General features: G+C 32.4%; 19 protein-coding genes and 2 other annotated features. Of the genes, 2 read left to right on the top strand and 17 right to left on the bottom strand.

The features are described from left to right. Positions 1 to 85: 85 nt before the first annotated feature. From CBF36_RS01415 to CBF36_RS01335, 17 genes are all read right to left on the bottom strand, one after another. Positions 86 to 1,438 (bottom strand): APC family permease, encoded by a 1,353-nt coding sequence (locus CBF36_RS01415; RefSeq protein WP_125955965.1) that lies wholly within the window; start codon positions 1,436 to 1,438, stop codon positions 86 to 88. Positions 1,439 to 1,590: 152 nt separating this feature from the next. Then, a complete protein-coding gene (locus tag CBF36_RS01410; protein WP_125955964.1) occupies positions 1,591 to 2,490 on the bottom strand; it encodes a homoserine O-succinyltransferase in 900 nt (299 codons plus the stop codon). Positions 2,491 to 2,507: 17 nt separating this feature from the next. Beyond that, complete coding sequence (locus tag CBF36_RS01405) at positions 2,508 to 3,779, bottom strand: O-acetylhomoserine aminocarboxypropyltransferase/cysteine synthase family protein (RefSeq protein ID WP_125955962.1); 1,272 nt, start codon at positions 3,777 to 3,779, stop codon at positions 2,508 to 2,510. A 39-nt stretch (positions 3,780 to 3,818) separates the two neighbouring features. Further along, positions 3,819 to 4,931: a 5-methyltetrahydropteroyltriglutamate--homocysteine S-methyltransferase gene (locus tag CBF36_RS01400; RefSeq protein WP_125955960.1), complete on the bottom strand. Its 1,113-nt coding sequence runs from the start codon at positions 4,929 to 4,931 to the stop codon at positions 3,819 to 3,821. A gap of 59 nt (positions 4,932 to 4,990) precedes the next feature. Continuing rightward, positions 4,991 to 5,244: a binding site (T-box leader), on the bottom strand. Positions 5,245 to 5,559: 315 nt separating this feature from the next. Next, positions 5,560 to 6,396 carry an amino acid ABC transporter substrate-binding protein gene (locus CBF36_RS01395; RefSeq protein WP_125955959.1) on the bottom strand — a complete coding sequence of 279 codons (837 nt, stop codon included), beginning with the start codon at positions 6,394 to 6,396 and terminating at the stop codon, positions 5,560 to 5,562. 15 nt (positions 6,397 to 6,411) lie between these two features. After that, positions 6,412 to 7,047: an amino acid ABC transporter ATP-binding protein gene (locus CBF36_RS01390; RefSeq protein ID WP_125955957.1), complete on the bottom strand. Its 636-nt coding sequence runs from the start codon at positions 7,045 to 7,047 to the stop codon at positions 6,412 to 6,414. A gap of 12 nt (positions 7,048 to 7,059) precedes the next feature. Then, positions 7,060 to 7,701 (bottom strand): amino acid ABC transporter permease, encoded by a 642-nt coding sequence (locus CBF36_RS01385; protein ID WP_125955955.1) that lies wholly within the window; start codon positions 7,699 to 7,701, stop codon positions 7,060 to 7,062. 378 nt (positions 7,702 to 8,079) lie between these two features. Continuing rightward, positions 8,080 to 8,312: a binding site (T-box leader), on the bottom strand. Positions 8,313 to 8,348: 36 nt separating this feature from the next. Next, the gene (locus tag CBF36_RS01380; protein WP_125955953.1) at positions 8,349 to 9,044 is read right to left on the bottom strand and encodes a glucosamine-6-phosphate deaminase; all 696 of its coding nucleotides are present in this window, start codon (positions 9,042 to 9,044) and stop codon (positions 8,349 to 8,351) included. 68 nt (positions 9,045 to 9,112) lie between these two features. Next, on the bottom strand, positions 9,113 to 10,756 hold the full coding sequence (locus tag CBF36_RS01375) for a zinc ribbon domain-containing protein (protein ID WP_165865351.1): 1,644 nt from the start codon (positions 10,754 to 10,756) through the stop codon (positions 9,113 to 9,115). 6 nt (positions 10,757 to 10,762) lie between these two features. Then, on the bottom strand, positions 10,763 to 11,668 hold the full coding sequence (locus CBF36_RS01370; protein ID WP_125955949.1) for a serine hydrolase: 906 nt from the start codon (positions 11,666 to 11,668) through the stop codon (positions 10,763 to 10,765). Then, positions 11,668 to 12,570 carry a zinc ribbon domain-containing protein gene (locus CBF36_RS01365; RefSeq protein WP_125955947.1) on the bottom strand — a complete coding sequence of 301 codons (903 nt, stop codon included), beginning with the start codon at positions 12,568 to 12,570 and terminating at the stop codon, positions 11,668 to 11,670. Before CBF36_RS01365 ends, CBF36_RS01370 begins: the two co-directional genes overlap by 1 nt. 16 nt (positions 12,571 to 12,586) lie before the next feature. Beyond that, entirely contained in the window at positions 12,587 to 13,348 is a 762-nt protein-coding gene (locus tag CBF36_RS01360) for a hypothetical protein (RefSeq protein ID WP_125955946.1), read from the bottom strand. A 242-nt stretch (positions 13,349 to 13,590) separates the two neighbouring features. Further along, positions 13,591 to 14,889, bottom strand: a complete 1,299-nt coding sequence (locus CBF36_RS01355; RefSeq protein ID WP_125955944.1) for a hypothetical protein — start codon at positions 14,887 to 14,889, stop codon at positions 13,591 to 13,593. Between the two features lie 117 nt (positions 14,890 to 15,006). Next, entirely contained in the window at positions 15,007 to 16,062 is a 1,056-nt protein-coding gene (locus CBF36_RS01350) for a DNA/RNA non-specific endonuclease (protein WP_125955942.1), read from the bottom strand. Between the two features lie 19 nt (positions 16,063 to 16,081). Further along, the gene (locus CBF36_RS01345; protein WP_125955940.1) at positions 16,082 to 17,668 is read right to left on the bottom strand and encodes a hypothetical protein; all 1,587 of its coding nucleotides are present in this window, start codon (positions 17,666 to 17,668) and stop codon (positions 16,082 to 16,084) included. Between the two features lie 62 nt (positions 17,669 to 17,730). Continuing rightward, the gene (locus tag CBF36_RS01340) at positions 17,731 to 19,320 is read right to left on the bottom strand and encodes a type I restriction-modification system subunit M (protein ID WP_125955939.1); all 1,590 of its coding nucleotides are present in this window, start codon (positions 19,318 to 19,320) and stop codon (positions 17,731 to 17,733) included. Between the two features lie 8 nt (positions 19,321 to 19,328). After that, positions 19,329 to 19,892, bottom strand: a complete 564-nt coding sequence (locus CBF36_RS01335) for a restriction endonuclease subunit S (RefSeq protein WP_125955937.1) — start codon at positions 19,890 to 19,892, stop codon at positions 19,329 to 19,331. A gap of 172 nt (positions 19,893 to 20,064) precedes the next feature. Here CBF36_RS01335 and CBF36_RS01330 point away from each other — a divergent pair, with 172 nt between their 5' ends. Then, on the top strand, positions 20,065 to 20,997 hold the full coding sequence (locus tag CBF36_RS01330) for a hypothetical protein (RefSeq protein WP_125955935.1): 933 nt from the start codon (positions 20,065 to 20,067) through the stop codon (positions 20,995 to 20,997). Positions 20,998 to 21,018: 21 nt separating this feature from the next. Next, on the top strand, positions 21,019 to 21,303 hold the full coding sequence (locus CBF36_RS01325; protein ID WP_125955934.1) for a hypothetical protein: 285 nt from the start codon (positions 21,019 to 21,021) through the stop codon (positions 21,301 to 21,303). Positions 21,304 to 21,327: the final 24 nt, after the last annotated feature.

Raw genomic sequence — 21,327 nt, 5'->3', positions numbered from 1 at the left:
ATCTACAACATAACCAAATATCTAGTTTTGAAAATAGAAACCTACTATAAGTTACTCTTTTTAATCAAAAAAAAATAGAAAGCACTCACTTTCTAGTTTTTTTTCTATTCGCATATAAATAAAATGGAATACCTAAAGCTGTTAGTCCTAAACCTGTTATGACAAGAGATAATTGATTAATCAAAGTCATGGATAGAATAAATACTCCCCCAATGATGGAAATAATGGGGATAAATGGATATAACGGAACTTTATACGGCCTTGGTAAATCAGGTTCTTTCTTACGAAGTTTTATCACAGCAAAAAAAACCAATGTGTAAAAAATCCAAATAACAAATACTAACATATCCGTTAAAATATCGAATCCACCTAGTAACATCATAACGATTGCAACCGCTAATTCAAAAAAACCAGCAATAAATGGGACTTTATTGCGATTTAATTTTGCTAGCTGACTAGAATAAGGCAGTTGTTTATCTAATCCCATTGTATAAGGGATACGCATACCAGTCATTGTATAACCATTAATTGAACCATATACAGAGATTAAAATACCAATGGTTACCAATTTACCACCTAAATTACCAAAAATTCTTTTTGATACATCCATTGCGGCATTGTCATTTCCTGATAATAAATCAATCGGTAACGTTTTTAAGTAAACAAAATTGACCAATAAATAAATTAGCATCACACCGAATAAGCCACCCGCAATTGAACGGGGTAAGTCTCTTTCTGGATTTTTTAATTCACCCGAAATATTTCCTACATGAATCCAGCCATCATACGCAAACATTGTAGCAAGGAGGCCGGCACCTAATGCTGGGAAAAATCCAGATGTTTGCGCCCCTGCAGTTACTGGAAATAAACTGACACTTACGTCACCTTGTCTCAGTAATCCAAAAATCACAATCAACGCCAAAGGTATTAATTTACAGACTAGTGTAATCGATTGAAATATCCCACTAGCTCTGGCTCCTAAAAAGTTAATTAACATGATGGACGCTCCAACTAAAATAGCTATAGGTACCACAACTGAATTAGATAGTCCAAATAAATTTTTAAATTGTGTACCAAAAACGATAGATAATGCTGCAACGTTTGCTGGAAAATAAATAATAATCAATGCCCAACCCAGTAAAAAGCTCCATAATTTTCCATATGCTCGTTCAATATAACGAACCATCCCACCTGTTTCTGGGATAGCAGCCGAGAGTTCTGCTGCTGTTAATCCTGCACAGATACTAATCACACCACCTAAAAACCAAGAAAGTAGCGTTAGACTGGCTGAACCTGTCGATTGTGTCACACTTGCTGTTTTAAAGAACACTCCCCCACCTATAACAGTCCCCATAACGGTAGATAAAGCAGGAAAGAAAGTCATCGTTCGATTTAACTGATTGCTGTCTTCAATCACCATTTCCTCTTTGTTTGACATATTGCTCTCCTTTAAGTTAATTCATCTTTAGCAAAAAATCATTATGAACTAACGTATGATAAATTTAAAACATAGCATATTTTATCATACTTATAGGAAAGCAAACAACTTTACATGTTAATTTACTTACTATTTTCAGAAAAAATCTTATATTATAAAACCCAATCATATGGGGTTTGTTGATAAACATCATTGATCCAATTTTGAAAAAACAAACTTGCTTCCGAACGCCATATTTGCTTAAATCTTTTATCATCAAAATGAGCATAATTTTCAGGAAAATCAGTGTTTAATCCTTTTTCTTTATCACGCAAATATTCTTCATATAATGTATTGGCATCATATTCCAAGTGCCCAAAAATAAAGATATTTTTATTATCTTCTGATACTAACATTAATGCTCCTAAATCAGGATTAGATGAGATAACGTTTAAAAAATCATTACCAGTCAGTTGGGCATTATTTATTCCTGTATAACGAGATTGTGGACTATAAAAACAATCACTAAATCCTCTTAAAAGAGAATGTCTTTCAACAACAGTGTTTTCATAAACACCAAACAATTTTTTTTGATAAGATACCTTTTGGATACCATAATAATGATACAAACCAGCCTGTGCTCCCCAACAGATATGAACAATACTCGTAACGTTTTCTTGTGCCCAATCCAATATTTTGGTCATCTCTTGCCAATAATCTACTTCTTCAAATGGTAGTTGTTCAACAGGGGCACCTGTTACAACTAAGCCATCATATTTATGATGGCTTATATCATCGAACGTTTTATAAAAGGTTTGTAAATATGTCTGACTTGTATGTTTTGCTTCATGAGTTTGCGTTTGTAAAAAATCAATATCAATCTGTAAAGGACTTTGCGAGATAAGTCTCAGTAATTGTAGCTCTGTTTCCACTTTTTTAGGCATTAAATTAAGAATTAATAATTTTAACGGACGAATATCTTGTTTAACTGCCCGTTTTTCATCCATTGAAAAAATACCTTCTTCTTCCAATAGTTTTTTTACAGGGAGTCCATCCAAAATTTTTATCGGCATAATAATCCTCTTTCTCTTTAAACTTTGTCTAATGCTTGTTCTAAATCTTGAATCAAATCTTCTACATTTTCAATTCCAATAGATAAACGAACTGTTTCTGGTTTAACCCCAATTTCTTCTAACTGTTCTTCACTCAGTTGCGAATGAGTCGTTGAAGCTGGATGAATAATCAATGACTTAGCATCTCCAACGTTAGCTAATAACGAAAATAGTTTTGTTTCATTAATGACTGCTTTACCAGCCGCTGCTCCTCCAACAAGTCCAACTGTAAAAATTGAACCAACGCCTTTTGGAAAATACTTAGTTGCTAATTCGTGGTATGGACTGCTACCTAAACCTGGATAGTTAACCCAGGATATTTTAGGATGTTTCTCTAAATATTCTGCGACTTTTTGGGCGTTTTCTACATGTCTTTCTAGTCTAAGAGATAATGTTTCTAAGCCTAATAACGTTAACCATGAATTAAATGGTGACGGTGCTGCTCCGGTATCTCGTAATACGATTGTACGAGCACGTGTAATATAAGCTGCTTCACCACCTGCTTCTACCCAAGAAAGTCCATGATAACTTTCATCTGGTTCAACTAATTTTGGAAATTTTCCATTTGTCCAATCAAACTTACCTGAATCAATAATCGCTCCTCCAAGTGCTACTCCATGCCCTCCAATAAATTTTGTTGTTGAGTACACAACAATATCTGCTCCATAATCAAATGGTTTGAATAAATAAGCCGTCGCAAATGTATTATCGACAATAACTGGGATGCCTGCTTCATGAGCAATTGCCGAAATTTTTTCTAGTTCGACAATTTGAATATCTGGATTACCTAAAGATTCCACAAAAATGGCTTTTGTATTGTCTTGAATAGCCGTTGCAAAATTATCTGGATTATCCGCATCGACAAATGTTGTACTAATTCCAAATTCTGGTAACGTATGGGCGAATAAGTTATACGTTCCTCCATAAATTGCTCCAGCTGATACAATATGATCCCCAGAACTTGCAATATTTTGAATAGCATACGTCACAGCAGCAGAACCTGATGCCGTAGCTAAAGCCCCAACTCCACCTTCTAATAAAGCCAGTCGTTCTTCTAAAACTGCAGTAGTAGGATTAGTTATTCTTGTATAAATATTTCCCGGATCGGTTAAGCCAAACCTTGCTGCTGCATGATCTGCGTCATCAAACACATAAGATGTTGTTTGATAAATTGGTACAGCACGGCTACCTGTTTCTTTGTCCACTTGTTGTCCACCATGTAATTGAATTGTTTCAAAATGTTCTGTCATTTTTCTTCCTCCATTTTTTATTTATTTGATTGAGGTATTTTATGAACCCCAAACTTCTTTTGTAATGTCTTTAATCAATTGAATTTTTTCCCATTGATTTTCTTCTGTTAAAATATTCCCATCTTCTGTCGAAGCAAATCCACATTGTGGGCTTAAACTTAATCGTTCTAATGGCACATATTGACTGGCTTCCTTAATTCGATTAATAATCGTATCTTTATCTTCTAAATTTCCATCTTTACTAGTGACTAATCCTAATACAACGTGTTTACCATCTGGCACAAAGCGAAGTGGAGAAAAATCCCCAGATCGCTCATCATCAAATTCTAAGAAAAAGGCATCTGTGGTTTCTTTACCAAATAACGTTTCTCCAACTGGCTCATAGCCACCAGAAGATGCCCAAGTTGAGTGGAAATTTCCTCGACAAACATGTGTTGTGATAACCAAGTCTTCAGGTAAATCTTCTATCGCACGATTATTTAAATCGAGATATAGCTCTTGTATTTCTTTTGTATCATAGTCACTTCCAGTAATATTTTCCCAAAATTCTTTATCCACAAACAATCCCCAGGTGCAATCATCTAGTTTTAAATGCCGACAACCTAAACGATATAACTCTAAAATCGTTAATCTGTAAGCTTTGGCAATGTCATCAATCAATTCATCATTGGAGTGATAATATTTACCAATAGCTGCTTCATTTCCCTCACGAGTCAACTCCGCGTACAATTGTGCTGGCGCTGGTATACTTTGTCGAATTTGATTTGGTGAAACTAACTTAGTTAAGTAAACAAATTCATTAAAAACTGGATGGTTAGGATTGTATCTAATCTTCCCAATTAAAACAGCCGAATCTGGTTTAGTTTCTTCTCCGTGAAAAACATAACCTTGTTTAGCTAGCGATCTTTTTATGCCTCTAAAACCCCAGAAAAAATCTAAATGCCAATAACTACGACGATATTCACCATCACTTATATATTTAATTCCTAATTCTTGTTGTTTTAAAACAAGCCGTTTAATTGCTTCATCCTCTACTTGTTTTAACTCTTCAATAGAAATATTTCCCAAATCAAACTCTGCTCTAGCTTTTTTCAATGTTTCAGGTCTTAAAAAACTTCCGACAATTTCATAATGATTGACTATCTCACACATATTAACTCCTCCTTTTTTAGTAAAAATACAATAAAAAAATCCTCAGAAGAGTATTCTCTTCTAAGGATGTTATTTCAACATGGTACCACCTTAATTTATAAAAGCATTGCTACTTTTAACTCGACGCCAATACGACAGGAAATATCTGTGATATCGGGATTTATGGTAACGGAAATATCCGTGTGCCCCTAACTACATCAAGACACCCGCTCAAAAGCCATTTTCAAATCATTTGTCTTTCACCTTTTTTCAGCTACCAAGGCTCTCTGTTAGAAAGTCGACATAATTTTACTTTCTTTTTCACTGCGTTTTATCATTTTATTTTAATTTTTTTAATCATAATCTTTTTTTATCTTATTGTCAACTCGTATTATCAAAATGATATTCATTCGTTAGTTATACTTATAGAGAGTATACTATCAATAATAAAAGGAGATTTTATAAAACATATCGCATAAATAAAGAACACTGGATTAGCATTGATTTATCCTCTCTACATGATACAACAGAACTCTTCTCATTAAATCGATACAAGTTATCTGTCCACTAAATAAACAAAAAGAGCCCGATTATGTAGTGCACCCCAAAAATCTAACTTTTAGGGTTCACTACAATTATAGGCTCTTTTTTATTGAATCGTTTGGTCATTTCCAAACCATTTTTCACTAATTTCCTTCATTTTTCCTTCATCTTTTAATTTTTTAAAAGCTTCATCTATTTTTATTTTTAATTCTTTATCACTTTTACGAATACCTACAGCAAAATCTGCACTTTCAAATGGTGTTTCAACAATGGCATAATCATCTGAATTTTTTTGTTGCGCTATATAATAATTAGCATACACATTATCTACAATTAATCCATCAATTCGTTTGGCTTTTAAGTCAATAAAAGCTTCATTAAAAGTATCAAACAAAACGGGTTCATTATCAGCAATCACATCTGTAAATACTTCAGGATTTTTATCAATCATATCTTGTCCTGTTGAAGCATTTTGAGCTCCTAAGACTTTTCCTTTCATGTCTTTATACGATGTTATACCACTATCTTTCATAACCACAAGCTGTTGATTACTATTAATATAAGGTTCACTAAAGGCGACTTTTTCTTTTCTTTCATCCGTGATATTGTATCCATTCCAAATCAAATCAATCGTCCCATTATTTAGCTCATTTTCTTTCATTGACCAATCTATTGATTGAAATTCAGGCTCAATTCCATATTCTGCAAATACAGCTTTAGCCAAATCAATATCAAATCCCACAATATTATCTGATTCATCTCGAAATCCCATTGGCACAAACGTATCATCCAACCCTATCACAACTTTTTTGTTTTTTTCGATTTCACTCCACTTGTCTTTGTTGGTATCACTTGAGTCATTGCTACTTTTTTTACTCCCACAAGCTGATACGACTAATAACATAATTCCTAACATCACGATTAATACATTTCTTTTTTTCATTCTCATCCCATCCTTTTATTTTATTGGTTCTACTCTAATAGTGTTATCGGCAATACGTTCTGCAAAAGTTGGATCATGTGTGACCACAATTTGTGTCACATCTGGCGATTTTAAATTTAAAATGACTTCTGCTACATCACCACTAAGACCTGGATCTAAAGCACTTGTTGGCTCATCATAACATAATACACGTGGCTTCATAGCTAATGCCCGTGCAATTGCCACACGTTGTTTTTGCCCACCAGATAATTCAAAAGGATAAGCTTTTTCTTTATCCTCTAATCCTAACGTTACTAATAATGTTCTAGCGGTTTTTTCAGCATCTTCTTTTGATTGTTTTAAGACCATTGTCGGAGCCAATACAATATTTTCTAATACATTTAAATGAGGAAACAACTGAAAATCTTGAAATACAACACCAATCTTTCCATTAATGGCTTGATGAGATTTTTTTGTTAAATCTTCCTCATCAAGTAGTAGTGTGCCACTATCGAATGTTTCTAACCCACTAATACATCTCAATAAAGTTGTTTTTCCTCCACCTGAAGGACCCAGGATAACAGTAATTTCTCCCATTGGAAACGTGTAAGATACCTCATCTAAAATTTTCTTTTCTCCGAAACTTTTGGATACATTTTTTATCTCAAGCATTCTCATCACTCCTTATTTATAATAGCTAAATCGTTTTTCAAGGTATTTCATTAAACCAGTTAAAACGGCGGTGAAAAAGAGATAAATCACACCAACCATAACAAGTGGTACAAGTGTTACATCACGATTTGTCGCGATTTTACCTGCTCGTAACAAGTCACCTAATCCCAACACATACATCAACGAAGTGTCTTTTACTAAGTTAATGACCTCATTACCAATGGATGGTAAAATAATTTTTATTACTTGTGGTAAGACGATTTTATAGGCCGTTTGAAACGGTGTTAAACCAAGCACTTGTGCACTTTCAATTTGACCTTTTGGTATAGCTTGTAACCCTCCTCTAAATATCTCAGCAAAGTAAGCTCCGTAATTCAAAATAAAGGCAATCATCACAGCATCATATCGTTCAAAGACAATACCTATTGCTGGTAAACCAAAAAAGATAAAGATGAGTTGTAATAATAACGGTGTCCCTCGCATTAACCAAATATAAATATTTAATATAAAGGTCAATGGTTTAAATTTTACTCTTAAACCAAATGCGACCAATATGCCTAATGGTATTGATCCTAATAGTGTAAAGAAAAAAACTTTTAACGTCATGCCTGCTCCATCAATAAGTGATGGTAAAACTTTCATTATGTATTCCATAGTAAATCCCTCCATTTTCAATCATTAAACAAGATAATTTCTATTTACCTATCGTTTATTTTTAATTGTTGGTACAAAAAATCCCCTTGGTATAACCCAAGAGGACGATAAACCGTGATTCCACCTCAATTTATTGCTATTTCACAATAACAATCTCATGATGTTTAAAATAATTTTTTAAACACTCATCCTTAACGCGGATAAAACGTTATTTCCTACTTTGTTGTTCAGAAATACATCTTTCTAGTTGTGTTCATGTAAAAGCATTTTGATTTTTCTCTCAGCTTATTGAAAAATTCTCTGTCAAAATGAACTTAATACATTACTTGTCTAGTCATTGATTGTTTGATATAAAAAAAGTCCCTTGGCTTATAGAAGCCAAAGGACGAAAATTTTCGCGGTTCCACCTTTATTTGTTATTGTCTCACAACAATAACCTCATGAAGTTTATAACTTCGAGCTCATAACGTTACTCAAACGAACTTTTCTACTGATGATTTCAAAAAGTTAACTCCCAGATGTGATTCACTTAACTCGTTTACCTTTTTCCACCAACCAAAGGCTCTCTATAAAACGTCATTTAAGTTACTTTTTCTGTTCTTTGTTTTTAATAACTTTATCATCAGGTTTTAATCTTGTCAACAAAATTAATCTAAATAGTGTGCAGCTTCTTCATCTAAAATAACTGTAAAGTTTGGATGTAGTTGTAAAATAGAGGCTGGATAAGCTAAATCTACTGGTCCTTGAAGAACTTTTTTTACCATCTCTGCTTTATTTTTTCCATTAACGATTAAAATAAGATGTTTTACTTTAAAGACACTTTTTGCCCCCATGGTCACAAACTCAAGTCCTTTTTCCATCATAGCTGAATCAAACCAAGGTTCTTCTCCACTTACTTTAATTTTATAAGTCTCATTTTCAAATTGTGTGGTTGTTGGCATATTCCCACAAAAATGACCGTCTCCACCTAGACCAATCAGCATTGCATCTAATCCACCGTCCAACGCTATGCGTTCATCTTGTGTGGCATAGTTTTCAACTGTTAATTTATGGATATTATCCTCAGATACATTAGCTGGCGTTAAATATAATTGACGAATTTCCGAGATAGTAATTCCTTCTTCTTGCCCATCAACTGGTATTTCATCAAAGTTATAATAATGAACGTTACTAAAATCAGGTGAATCTTTCACAACTGGAATCATTTTTTCATATACTTTTACAGGTGTTTTTCCTGCTGTAATTGAGACATTTACTCGTTTATCCTGACTCATGATACCTAATAAAATCTCTTTTGCTGCTTCACTCATTGCATCAAAATCTTTTTTTACAATTACTTTCATTTAAAACGCCCCTTTATTAATTTATATAAAAACTATAAATCGTGGGAACGTTCCCATGTCAAGCATAATTATTCGTTAGCATGATTATCAGAAACTTTTTGTCCACCATCGCCCATATCAACAAATTTAAAATCGGTGATGTCTTTTTTATCATTCATTTCCAATTGAACCACCACATTAGAGTAATCAAAGCCTTCAACTCGTTTTGATTTATTGGTTTTAGATGGGTAGGTGGTGTGATAGGTCACAGTGTAATTGACTTTATATCGATTATTTGTCATAGGCTCAACACTCTTTACCACAATACTAAAATCGACACCGCTGTATTCATCACTAGCTGAGCGATCCCGGCACCATGAAATATAATCATTAATTCCTTTAAAAGCAGGATTTTTACTGCCATCTATATAAAAAGCTTTGGCAAAATCATCTGCGTTGTAGTTATTACTTGATACCACTGACTGCTCAAAACGATTATAAAATGATTTTAACCCTTCACTCACTTCATATTTATCAGCTGTTTGAAAATTTAATTCAATCGTATTAGTTGTTCCGCCATCTCTGTTGACGTCTTCATTATTCAACTCTTTGACTTCACTTTTTAACTCACCATCTTTTGATTTTTTTACTAATTGGAAAGAGGCATGACCGCTCCAAAGTATTGGACCAACTTCAAGTTTTCCATCTGTTAATTTTCCAACTTCTTTGTCATCCATCAACACGGTGGCATCCTCAACATTGGAACGAATCGGGATGGTCACTGTCACAAACCCCATATCAACTTGTGTGGTATCTCCTGGTAACAACGTATAAGATTCTTTGATTGTTTCGTCTTTTCCTTTAATTGATGCATCAAACGTATATTTTCCAATTAGTAATGGGCCGATTTTTTTTGAATAATTATCACTATCTGTTTCAATAATCTTTTTCCCATTCATTTTAATGGTACTATCCGCCATATTTGACACAACATTGGTATAAACTGGTGTCACTTTTAATTCATAGTGAGGGAAAAATAACGCTGTTTTTCCTGTTTGTTCCAATGACAAACCTAAATATTCACTATTAGCTTCCAGTGCTGATTTTAAATTTGTGACATTTTCTTTATTGTCATCAAACAGTTTTAGCATTGGTTTAACATCTGATGCGGTTGTTGATAAACTAGGATCATCCGAAACTATATTTTTAGCAATAAATTCACTGTCCTCATCTTTAATTGCTACAATAATTGCCTCTATTTGATTTTCTTTACTGTATTTTTTATCTAGAAATGCATAAGTTCCTCCTAGTGCAATCACAATCACACCTAATATCGCAATGCTTATTTTTTTCTTCTTCGACATCGGTTTTCTTGGTGCAGTAACTTCTTGCGTTTCAATCACTGTTTCAGGTATAACATGATTAAGTGGTTCATCATAAATGCCTTGTTTTTCAATTTCTGGATTAATCGTTAATGGCTGACCACAATGTTCACAAAATTGAGCCTCACTATCGTTTATTTGATGACAATAAGGACAATAACTTGTTTCTTCAACTATCTCTTCATCTAATCGACAACCACATGACTCACAAAATAATGCATCTTCTTCATTTAAATGATGGCATTTGTGACACTCTTTTGATGTTTTTTCTCCTACTAATTTTTGCCCGCAAGACTCACAAAATAGTGAATCTTTGGCATTTTCATGCCCACAATTTGAACAATTATTCAACAATACTCACTCCTTTTTCATTAATACATCTATTTCTGTTACGATTGTTTCAATTTCTGAATTACTAAACCCCTCTGTCATGATACTGATCACGTAGGGTTTATCTGTCATCACAATCCCAACGTCATGATTAAACTCACCATTTGTGCCAATTTTATGGTAAACATCCACATCTAGATGACCTATTTTTTCCTTTTGCCATTCTGTCTGTAAAAAATCAGATAATCCTATTTTGTTCTGATAAATTTCTTTCATAAATAACCCAGCTGTTTTGGCTGATATTTCTTTAGAATAAACTGGCAGAGGTTGAGGGTAAAATGAAGAGATGGTTTCTAAAAATTTACCTGAATTTTTATCCGCCACATAATAACCTAGCATGTTACTTGCTAAATTATCAGAATAACGAATCGTCCATTGCAGTAGTTGTGATATGGAATAATCATTGTTTTCCTGTATCATTTGTTGCATTATTCCTGTCCCACCTCGAACCATCGCTCCTGGTATATCATTGACCGCCTCAATATAAGGAAATGTCGCTTCCATAGATAAGGCTCCTTTTAATAACTGCAGCTGCGTATAGTAAATAATCGGTAGTTTAGCAATACTGGCACCATACATTAAGTTATTTTCATTGATGCCATACGTTCTACCTGAAGTTAACTCTTCAATATATATCGCAATTTGTTGATTTTTAAACTGCTGTAAATAATGCTCTAATGCCTCTTGCTTTTGAATGGTTTCAGTTGTTTGCATATCCTCTTTGGATGAATTTCGTATGGTTTGTGTGATAGGACTAGTTGACTGATAGGAGGACGTTAACTTTGGTCTAGCCTCTTCATACTCGTTAGTTTTACCACAGGCACTTAATTGACACATGACTAAAACAACGACAAAGCTTTTCCAGTATTTCATTAAAAGAATTTGCTAACAGATGAGTCAATCATTTGTTGAATAATGTTCATCATACTAGTTCCTAAAATATCACTTAGGACAATAGATACTAATAATTGCATGACTCCACCAAAAATAATTGCCCCAATCGTCCAATAAAATGTGTTTCGTTTTGGTGATTGATTATTAGTTACCCAAAGATTTGCTACATAAGTCACACTTGTTAAAAAGAATGTCAAAATCAAACAAATAAAGAATAATAAACCTATCCCAATCGCTGAAATAAATGATAAGAGAAGGGCAGCAAAACTAACATAAATAGCTAAACCAATAGGTGCATACATTCTGTCAAATGTGTCCATAAATGACATGTTATTATTAAAAATTTTTCCTGATAATAAATAAACAGTGACCACATTAACTAATTGTGAACATAATAATAGCAAAGTAATTTGTAAAAACATTGGAAAACTTGATTCAGAATATCCTGTTATCCCAATTACTTTCCCAATAGCATGACTAATAGCTAATCCTGTAAACACGCATATTAAGGCATAATTAATTAACCCAAAATAGCCGTCTTGATTTGCTTTTCCAATGATGGGTTGTTTAATGTTTTTATTGATATATGAAAAATAATTTTTACTGCGATTAGTGAATTGATTTACAGCTTGTTGATTGATAATAGGCCCTTGATTGTATGGTTGTTGTTGATTATTTTGTGTTTGTTGATGAAATTGTTGGTGTTGGTTTGATTGATTCGTATGACGGATATCCTCTCCTTGAGTTGATGGTGTATCGTCATGACTGATAATTGTTTCTTCTACAATCTCTGTAACCGTATCCTGTTGTTCTTGGCCGCAAAAGTTACAAAATCTCACATGATCCTTTATTTCTTTTCCACAATTACTACATTTTTTCATGTTTATTCCTCCAGTATTATCTTGATTTATCCATCACACTATACAAGCTATCAAATGGATCTAGTAAACGATGTTGCTCGATTTCATCTGTGAAGCAAAAAATCTTTTTTCTATTTAGTGACATAAAATTTTTTGTGTAGCCAGAGTAATGATAAATAGTAGTAGTTTTTAATTTTTCTGGCACGACTAGTCCATTTTTCTTAAATAAATTAAAAATCACTTCACAACGACTATGTAAAAAAATTAATCCTTTAGGTTTGATGATATCCAGTTCTTGTTGCATTTTTTCCAATGAAACATTTAATACCTCTTTATTTTGAGAGATACTTTTTCGGGTAATTTTAGAACTATCTGTCTGTGGAAACCCTTTGACAATATCAGAAATAAAACTGTTTGTAATTGGTGTTTTAAACACCGATTTTGCTAACCCAACAATTTTAGTATTCGCTCTTGGTGACTTCCCTGTTGTCACATCTCGCTCTTTTACATAATGAAAATCACTTAGTTCACCATACTCTGTTGACCCTGCATCTGCCCAGTTGAGTCCATAAATAATATAATTTGAATTTAATTGCTCAATAAATGCTTGTTTTGATTGTTCATCAACTGGATTTAATAAGTCCTCAAAGACAGCTGGTGTTGTTCGTGTCGCTGTTTCTTTTCTGGTATATTCTTGATTAAAATCCCCTCTTAATAACTCATAAACTGCAAAGCTTCCATATTTCAATAAATTAGCATTTTCCAATTGTTTGTATGTTTCTGTTGTGAATGTTGTCATAGTTTCTGTCCCCTCCAAACAGCCTAATTGTTCTTTTATGTTTTTTCTCAGGTTTGTACTTAATCACTCTCCTTGTTTTAGTTTTTTTTCTGATAATTATCTCCTTCTTTCCTTAAAATCGTTTTCCCAGTTTAAACCAGAAAAACGATTCATTTCTTCATGTTCATTATTTTATCATGATTAATGTCTTTAAAATGGTTATTATAACAATTTATGTTTATAATAAATTCAGTTTAATATTATTATTTTCCATTTCTAAACATTTTATAGTAGTAATCAATCAACACTGTTACTAATTTTGCTATATCTCCTTCTCTTAGTAAGACTTGGTCCTCCTTTTTTGTTGTTAAATCGTACACGACCTCAATCGGGTAGGTAGGATTGGCTTCTGTATCATGTTCATTTTGAGCATCATAAGACATCATATTTTTTCTTTTACGGGTAAATTTACTAATGTTTCCATGACCATCTAATTCAACATTAAACATAAACCACTTACCACGTAACCAACGTGTTTTTTTCGTAATGAAAACTCCCAGAGTGTCAGCTAATTCAACAATTATTTTTGAAAAGTCATGCAATGTTTCTGTTATGTCTTTGGGTTTGTTTCCTAAAAACTCATCCATCAACACATTTAAAATGTCTTGTGTCAAAATGACACGAGATGACTCTCTAAAATCTAGAGAATCAGAAAATCGGTATTCACCTTCAAACCCTGGCTCATTTGATTCTTCCAATTCAGAAATAGAACAAATGTCCTGTTTACTTGTTAAAAGTAATCTCTCAGATGTGTCATAACGGTAATAAGTTAATTCCGTCATATTAGTAGGTTTTTCATATTCCGCTTGAAAATCTAGAAAATGTTGCTTAATGTCTGATGGGGGCATTTTTTTTATTAGACTAAACAAACTTAACGCTAAGTTTTCCATTGTTACTTTTTCAAAAACTTTGGTTCCATCAACTTGCACGATGTCAAAGTAACGGTACTTTTCTTCATATTCAAAACTTTTTAAGTAAGGTATGTGGAGTAACGGTCGGCCTAAATGACTTATCAAATCAATTTCACTAGATGGTAGCGGTGCTCCGTGACAAAATTCTCCTATTTCAAAATTTGTGTAACCTTTTTTATGGTAATGTACTAATTCTTCTAAAAATACTTTTTTATCAAGTACAGTCATCTTATCCATAATAAAATGATAGTAACCATACACTCGGTAAGTCGGTTGTAATTGTTGAATCATGTCAGAAATCGCATCAAGGTAACAGAATGAACTAAATGTTTCTACTGGCAATTCTTGCTTCATAAATTGTTTTAGCATCTCAGCGCTATTATTTTGTGGAAGATTTTCAATATATGTTTGCCCATATTCATCATAAAAATTCACTCGTTTATCTAGATTACTTAATTCTTCATCTTTTTCTAATAACCTATCAGCTATATCTTTTGTCATCTTTGTCGGAATTGAACTTAAAAACTCTACCGATTCAATCCAGTATCCTAACTCTCTCAAGTATTCATCTATACACCATTTAATTTCCATATTTGTTCCTTCTTATTTCTACCCTGTCAATCAACATAATCATCACAATATTTCACACTATCGCTATTGATCACAAAAAAAAGAAACTGACAGACGAGCCGTTTCTTTTTATTCTAATTAATAACAAACGTTACATGGTTCTAAGCCTTTCTTTTTAGCTTCGCCTAACGTAGACGGTGTGAAATTCCCTCGTCCATGAGCATGAGTATGATATTTCTCTCCCGTTGGCGTTATAAATACTTGGGTCGCATCATCCGAGGATGGTGCGTTCTGATTAGAAACAGACTCCTGATTTGTATTAGCTTGTTCTGATAGTTCTTTGGCTTGAACACTTTCTCCTACTGAACTGCTACCATCTGCATAATTCAAGTCAATCCCATCTTGAATATTAAAAATATAAACATTAAATTTTATAGCATCACTTCCAATAGATTGTGCTTCCATTTGAACACCACGAGCAAGTAACTCATCTCCTCTAAAAATGGGTGTGACACGGTAACGAACATAGTTATCAGGACTTTGTTCCAGAAAATGTTTGACGTCCATCTCATGACGTAACATCTCTGGACTGTTTAATTGTCTTGTTCCTGTAATTAAATTTTTCCAATTGGCATTTTCTCCTGCTAATGCCCAACCAATTAAATGTGAGCGATTAAATAAATACCCACCTTCAATCTTTTTATTTTTCCAACCTGTTGGTGTAACAGACGAAATACTTTCTCTTTTTCCGGTTGGCATTAACGATTGATTTAACATGGCATTCGCACTTGTTGCTCTATTTAACCCATCTAAATCCCCATAAACTTCCCAAGCTCCATTACTAAAAGATAGCTCTTCATTGCTAAAACTTGGTACACCATCGTTTACATTTATCGTTTGAGTTCCTTCGTATTCTAAGTTTGCCAAATCATTAACTTGATTTTTTAATTGTGAGGCTTGTTCCTCTTTTTTCTTTTTTTCCAGTTCAGCTTGTTTTACTTTTTCTTCTGCTTCTTTTTTAGCTAATTCTTCTTTTTCTTTACTTGATGTGTCTACTGTACCTTCTTTTATAACACTTGATGAAACTGATGTATCACTTGTTTCCACTGCTTTATCAGCAGCACATCCTCCAAAAGTTATTATCCCTGTCAGCAACAGAGCGGATAACGCCCACTTTTTCATTTGATTTTTCATTTGTCTCCTCCAATTTTCCCTATACTTCTTTTCCGTACTCATTTTCCCAAACTTTTTCAATAATTTCAGGTTTCACCTCGAAGGCTTCTAAACACTGTTTAAATCCTGTTTTGATTATTTGTAATCGTTTATTGTTTTCCCTAATATTAGCCAGGGGCATTACCATATACTCATAAGCATCAATCAATAATTTTATGTCACTATCTCTTAAAATAGTTTGATTGTATTTACGGTATAATGCTTGAATAATATCTTGTTCTTCATAACACTCTATTTTGATTAATAAAGCACAAAGATCTCTATAATAGCTTTTCAAAATAGACTCTTCTATTTCAATCAATTGTGATGTTTGCTCTTCCTTAACATCACTTTGTCTAACATTTTTCTTTTTTTGGCGATACTCTTTCATTTCATCATTCGCTTTTTTTTGCAAATAACATTCTTCTGCATCTAAAATAAAGCGATGCAACTTTATTGGCACACCACAATCCATTAAGTTTGTTTCAAGAGTATATAATAACTCTTCAATCGTTTTATCTGATTTTTTTTCTAATTCATAAACATAGAACTGATAAGCTACAATAATAAATATCAAATCTTTTTCTAATCCACTTGTCTTATACTTTTTTGATAGTTCTTTCACTATCCAACTATGATTTATAATATGCGTGTCTTCCAACGCTTTTGTCCCTTCTTGCCGTGCCATATCAGTTATCTCTGAAAAACATTCTTTTGTCATGAATGATTTTTTATGTGAAGATTTTGTATCACATCTCTTTTGTAACTTTTCATCTGGCTTAGGTCTCTCTATTTTGCTAGAAGGTTTTTCCACCTTTTTAATTTTCTTACCATTTTGAATCATTTTTTCCTCATTAGCCAATATAGCTGCTCTCAACCCTTTATTTACACCACAATCTGCTAATTCTTTTTCAAACATGTTTAAAAATAGTAATGGTTCATGTTGATAATTGGCTTTCCTTAAATTTAAACGATATGCTCTTAAAATGCTACGTATCTCTTTTTCCGACAACTGATTAGGGTATTTTTGCATAAATCGTTTCACCCGTTTATTAAAATAAAGTATCCGTGTATCAATATCTAGTTTTAATAATTCTATTTGTTCTTTCCCAAGTAAACTCAAATCAAAATAAAATTGATTATTTATTTCTTCCTTTTTCAGATATTTTTCTTTACTACTTTTATCATGAGCACTATTTTTATTCTTAGGATTATATTTTTTTAATAATTGATACTGACAGATGCTTTTGATAACACGGGCATCAACTTCGTGTTTCTCCAAACTTGCTACAAGTTCATTATTTAATATCAACTTAATAGAACGCTTATTTAGTTTTCGACCGGATAATACTTCACGATAAGACATATGAATACGTTTGATAGTTTCATCTTTCAACCTTTTTGTCTTGTACTTAGTTTCTAATTTTTTTATAATCGTACTAGATTTTGAGTTTATGTCTGTTTGACAATAGGTTAATAAATCGTGATAAAACTCTTCTGTGTCAATATATTTTACCTTTCTCTTATTTTGCCAATACGGTAAATACACCGGATGTGAATTTCCAATAAATATAATGCTACTTCCCAACACCTACAACCCCTTTTTTATATCTTGTCCCTTTATCCCTTTTTAACCAACTTTTTTTAATTTTATTTATTTAACAACTCAATGATAGCTTTTACATTTGAATCTACTAAATACCGATCATCTAAAGAATGAATCATTGCTGACATTTTTTGATTTAACTCTTGTTTCTTCGCGTTAATCTCTTTTAATTCGTTACTGACCGCCTTGATATCTAGTGGTGCAACTTCTTCAAATGTATCAACATATCGTGGAATATTTAAGTTATAGTCATTTCCCTTAATCTCATCAAAAGAAGCAATATAAGAATATCTGTCAATGATTTTTTTTTCACGATAAGTATCAATGATTTTATCCACATTTTCTTTTGTTAACTTATTTTGTAATTTTTCTTTTTCAAATTCGCGACTAGCATCAATAAACAAAACATCTTTTTCTAACCGATTTTTTTTCAACACAATAATCGTTGTGGGAATAGAAGTCCCATAAAACAAGTTAGATGGCATACCAATCACTGCTTCGATATTTCCATCTTCTAATAACTTTTTACGAATATCTCCCTCTGCCGCTCCACGAAATAAAACGCCATGAGGTAAGATGATTGCCATGGTTCCATTGTCTTTCAAATGATATAACCCATGTAATAAAAAGGCGAAATCAGCTTTTGATTTTGGGGCAAGTTTATCAAATTCACTAAACCTAGAATCTGATAAAAATGACTTATCTGCTGACCATTTAGCTGAATAAGGAGGATTCATAACCACTGAATCAAATGTTTTTGGTTCAGTAATTGGCCAATCTTTATTCAATGTATCACCATTATTCAAAACAGCCTGTTTCATATCGATACCATGCATAATAAAATTCATTCTTGCTAAATTAAAAGTAGTCGCATTTAATTCTTGTCCGTAGTATTTGACCCTTGTCGATGGATGGATAGAGTTTCCCACTTTCAATAACAATGAACCGGATCCCATCACCGGGTCATATATACTAAATTCCTGCTTGTTCGTATGCCCCATTGTGACAATCCGAGCTAATATGCCTGATATACTGATTGGTGTGAAAAAATCTTCAACTCGTTTACCCGAGTCTAAAGAGAATTTATCAATTAACGAATCAAAAGCTAGACCTATACTTTTGATATCATGATTCATCATATCAATTTCATTTAATTTTATAAGTATGTCGCTAATAATTAATAATTGCTGTTCTTCATCATTTCCAAGTTTTCTTGAAGATAAATCTACATCATCAAAAAGTCCAAAAAAAAATGGATTGCTATTTGATATATTGATTAAAGCTTCTCTTAAATCATCTAATTTTAATGTTTCAGTTCTTGCTTGTTCTGCCAATACATTAAATAAATAATTAGGTTCAATGACATAACTTAGTTCATTTAACAACTCCTGTAATAGATCTTCTTTGATTTCATTATCTTCTAACAACTTTTTATAAAGAGTTGTTTGCTTATCTTTTGTTGAATAATCTGTCAGTTCTTCTCCTGATTGTTCCACCACTTCCAACAATAATTTGTCTGATAAATATTTATAAACAATCAATCCCAAAATATAATTTTTATATTCAGATGCATCCATCTTTGTACGTAGTGTTTCAGTTGTACTTATAAATTGCTTTGTTAAATTTTTCTCCATTATTTCTCTCACTTTTCCATTATTGTTAATTTATTTAACATTTCTTTCATCATCTTGTCTTCTAACTCTTGCTCTTTTTTTATTAGTGCCTGACGTTTCAACCAATCAAAGTATAAATTTCCAATTAGTTGTTGTTGTTCCAAATCAGGAAGTCTAACATCAAACTCATAAATCACACTAGGCGATAATTTTTTTATAATAGACCCCTGAAGAGAAATAAATTTTTGTTTTTCTATCTCTGATGACTCATTTAATAAATAACATATAAATTTAGAATCTATGTGTTTATCATCAAAAATAATTTTAGCAAAATTTTGATTAATACTTTTTCCATCATGTTTTTGGCTAACAATGCCACACATTGAATTAATGAAATTATAAACAACATCCCCACTATGAACAGTATGTGTTCCATCCTCAAATGGTATAATCGCTTCTTCTGGTTTATCTACTTCTATTTGTTCTAAATCATCTAACATATCCTTGTTTGTATATATTGGGATATCTTCTTTATCCTTTTGTCTTGATAAATTTAATCCCAACTTCATACTTAATACTTTTTTTAACTTCATAGCCTCTCCTTTTCAGTAATTAACTTAAATTGTAACAAATCACATACATAATATACCGCTATAAAAAAGATAAGTCAATAGTTTTTTAGTTAAATTACTATCGATTTATTTTGTATGTTTCATTTAACATAAGTGATAAAATATAGGTAAATTATTTAATTGAGGTGATTTGATGGAAATAAAAGAAGTAGACACAATTACGAAAGATTTAGATATTAATAAAAGCCCTCTTTTCAAAAAGACATCTCCTTCAAAAGGCAAACAAGGATTGAATTATTTAGCAGAAATCTCTTTAATGATTCCTGGTTTAGTTGAAAGTCTACAAACAGATACAAAATATGTAGTCGATATATCTACCGATATTGGTAAAAAACTTACAGAAGGCTCACTAGAGTTTCTTCAAAAAGCTAATGGTGATGCTTTAGCAATTGTAAGAGATCCTAAAACAAAAAAAATGGTAAAACAGCTACCAATAAAAGCTGATATAGTTACTCCAATGTTAGGGCCTGCTATGTTAGCAGCTGGATTGTTTGTTAAACTTCAAAAAATTGAAAAAGGAATTGAGGAGCTTAATCAAGGAATTAGTGATATTTTGCAAAACTTTGAAAACGATCGATATGCAAGAGCTTTTGCTGCAAAGGAGAAGTTGGAACAAGCCTTACTTTTCTCAGATAAAAAACTTAAACAAGAATTCTTACTCGCTATACTAAGTGATGTCACAAACACAAAACACATGCTATATAAACAGCTCACAGATAAAGTCGACAAATTAATCAATACTAAAACCCGTTTTAAAGATAAATTAACAATTGAATTGGCTAATCAGTCACTTCAAAACTTGTATTTATTCAATGAGTGCTTTAAAATTCAAATTCAGTGTTATACTGAACTTGAAGAACATTATGCCCTAAGCCACGCTCTTGATATGTACAATAAAGAAATGGATACTGTTTTGACTAAAGATGTACAATTAGCTGTCGATGGGTATTTCAAAGAAGCCACAAATCCGTTTAGTCATGCAGTCACAGATGTTTTAGAAAGCGTTAGTCAAACAAATGACTTTCTTTCAATGAATGAAACACTTGTTTTAAAACAACCTCATTAACTTCAGAAAGGAACTAACACAATGATTACTTGTAAAGAATGTGGTAGAGAGATAAACCCAAATCAAAAAAGATGTAGCTACTGTAAATCAAGAATCATTCCTATTACTGCTGGAAAAGTGTTAAAGCAAACAAAAAAATTATCTACAACAGCGATTAATAAAACTGTTGAGACCTCCTCTTCTGTTTTGAATAAAACAGGAAAAGGAATACAGCAACTAAAAAAACAGCAACAAAAAAAATCAATTGAACAAAAAAAGAAAAAAATAGAAAAACTAACTAAACAAATTGAAAAAAAGAAAAAATAAAGCACCTACGCCGAAGTATTTACT

It is taken from the genome of Vagococcus bubulae, from assembly GCF_003950315.1.
Taxonomy (GTDB): domain Bacteria; phylum Bacillota; class Bacilli; order Lactobacillales; family Vagococcaceae; genus Vagococcus; species Vagococcus bubulae.
Note: the sequence above shows the minus strand (reverse complement) of the source record. Positions and strands in the feature narration are given on the sequence as shown.

Excerpts from the sequence above, each read along its gene's own strand:
- CBF36_RS01340 (WP_125955939.1), bottom strand. The coding sequence starts at position 19,320 with ATGGAGAAAAATTTAACAAAGCAATTTATAAGTACAACTGAAACACTA.
- CBF36_RS01415 (WP_125955965.1), bottom strand. The coding sequence starts at position 1,438 with ATGTCAAACAAAGAGGAAATGGTGATTGAAGACAGCAATCAGTTAAAT.
- CBF36_RS01355 (WP_125955944.1), bottom strand. The coding sequence starts at position 14,889 with ATGGAAATTAAATGGTGTATAGATGAATACTTGAGAGAGTTAGGATAC.
- CBF36_RS01405 (WP_125955962.1), bottom strand. The coding sequence starts at position 3,779 with ATGACAGAACATTTTGAAACAATTCAATTACATGGTGGACAACAAGTG.
- CBF36_RS01370 (WP_125955949.1), bottom strand. The coding sequence starts at position 11,668 with ATGAAATACTGGAAAAGCTTTGTCGTTGTTTTAGTCATGTGTCAATTA.
- CBF36_RS01395 (WP_125955959.1), bottom strand. The coding sequence starts at position 6,396 with ATGAAAAAAAGAAATGTATTAATCGTGATGTTAGGAATTATGTTATTA.
- CBF36_RS01400 (WP_125955960.1), bottom strand. The coding sequence starts at position 4,931 with ATGTGTGAGATAGTCAATCATTATGAAATTGTCGGAAGTTTTTTAAGA.
- CBF36_RS01390 (WP_125955957.1), bottom strand. The coding sequence starts at position 7,047 with ATGCTTGAGATAAAAAATGTATCCAAAAGTTTCGGAGAAAAGAAAATT.
- CBF36_RS01380 (WP_125955953.1), bottom strand. The coding sequence starts at position 9,044 with ATGAAAGTAATTGTAAAAAAAGATTTTGATGCAATGAGTGAAGCAGCA.
- CBF36_RS01330 (WP_125955935.1), top strand. The coding sequence starts at position 20,065 with ATGGAAATAAAAGAAGTAGACACAATTACGAAAGATTTAGATATTAAT.
- CBF36_RS01365 (WP_125955947.1), bottom strand. The coding sequence starts at position 12,570 with ATGAAAAAATGTAGTAATTGTGGAAAAGAAATAAAGGATCATGTGAGA.
- CBF36_RS01325 (WP_125955934.1), top strand. The coding sequence starts at position 21,019 with ATGATTACTTGTAAAGAATGTGGTAGAGAGATAAACCCAAATCAAAAA.
- CBF36_RS01385 (WP_125955955.1), bottom strand. The coding sequence starts at position 7,701 with ATGGAATACATAATGAAAGTTTTACCATCACTTATTGATGGAGCAGGC.
- CBF36_RS01350 (WP_125955942.1), bottom strand. The coding sequence starts at position 16,062 with ATGAAAAATCAAATGAAAAAGTGGGCGTTATCCGCTCTGTTGCTGACA.
- CBF36_RS01335 (WP_125955937.1), bottom strand. The coding sequence starts at position 19,892 with ATGAAGTTAAAAAAAGTATTAAGTATGAAGTTGGGATTAAATTTATCA.
- CBF36_RS01360 (WP_125955946.1), bottom strand. The coding sequence starts at position 13,348 with ATGACAACATTCACAACAGAAACATACAAACAATTGGAAAATGCTAAT.
- CBF36_RS01410 (WP_125955964.1), bottom strand. The coding sequence starts at position 2,490 with ATGCCGATAAAAATTTTGGATGGACTCCCTGTAAAAAAACTATTGGAA.